This is a genomic window from Amycolatopsis sp. NPDC058340 (genome assembly GCF_042723975.1).
Classification (GTDB): Bacteria; Actinomycetota; Actinomycetes; order Mycobacteriales; family Pseudonocardiaceae; genus Amycolatopsis.
In genome coordinates this window covers 515-1,539 of the sequence record NZ_JBHXIB010000009.1, presented here as the reverse complement: position 1 = coordinate 1,539, position 1,025 = coordinate 515, and the positions used below count along the sequence as shown (strand labels likewise).

General features: G+C 71.3%; 1 protein-coding gene. It reads right to left on the bottom strand.

Features of this window, described 5'->3' with window-relative positions; translation table 11 throughout:
* Positions 1-271 precede the first annotated feature (271 nt).
* On the bottom strand, positions 272-886 hold the full coding sequence (locus ACFWIW_RS13830; RefSeq protein WP_378368751.1) for a GPR1/FUN34/YaaH family transporter: 615 nt from the start codon (positions 884-886) through the stop codon (positions 272-274).
* Between the last annotated feature and the right edge of the window lie 139 nt (positions 887-1,025).

Sequence of the window (1,025 nt, the reverse complement as noted above, 5' to 3'; positions counted from 1 at the left end):
GGGGGTCGTTTTTTTTTTAACATTCCGGGGGGGGGGCGCGGGGGCCCCCCCCCCCCCGGGGGGGGGGTGGTTTTTGTAAATGATCGTTCTAACGCTCTTTGCCACTCACGACCCCCACGCGGAACCGCGCACAAAGGTATCGACACGAAGTGTCCCTTGTGGACACGTGCGCGGCGATCGGCACCTTCGCGTGATCGGACGGCGATCACGCGTGTCCAGAAGGCGATCTCGCGTGATTGAACGCGGAACTCACGCGGATTTCGCGTCCGGGTCAGGTCAGTACCGGGCGGCCAAGCGGCAGCGGTTTGCCGCCTGTCGCGGCGGACACCGCACCGGCGAACAGATACACGCCGACCGCGGTGAACGCGAACACGGCGTACCCACCCGCGGTGGTGGCCGCCGTGGAGCCGCTCACCGTGCCGTACAGGACCAGTGCGAGCGCGATGTCGACCAGTACGAACAGCACCGTGAACGCGGCGGGCAGCCGCAGTGTGGTCAGGGTCAGCAGGACGATCGTGATCAGCCAGGCGATCAGGAACAGGCCCTGTGTCGCGACCGCGGCGTCGGGGGTGATGCCGAACCAGCCGTGGATCAGGCCGAGCACCAGCGCCGCGTAGCTGAGCCAGAATCCGGCGAACACGCCGAATACGGCGGCGACGGCGCTTTCGCCCAGCGCGGCGGCCCACACGGCGGCGACCAGCTGGCCGACGCCGGTCGCGGGCAGGATGATCGCGATCGACGCGCCGACCGCGGCGGCCGGTACGTAGCCGGTCAGCACCAGGCCGAGCGCGGTCGCACCGACGATGAAGGTGGGGACGCCGATCAGGGCTGGGTCGCCCGTGGGCGCGGATCGGGCGGGGGCTTCGGTGGCAACGGCAGTGGACATCGTGTACTCCTCGTTGAGCTGCGAATGATCCTGGGGGTGGGGCCCGGGCCCCCCCCCCGCGGGGGGCGCCCCCCCCCCCCGCGGGCGGGGGCCCGCACCGCACCACCCCGCGGGGGGGGCGCGTGCGCCCCCGCGCCGC

Bases quoted from the DNA above. Each gene is read 5' to 3' on its own strand.
- ACFWIW_RS13830 (WP_378368751.1), bottom strand. From the start codon at position 886: ATGTCCACTGCCGTTGCCACCGAAGCCCCCGCCCGATCCGCGCCCACG.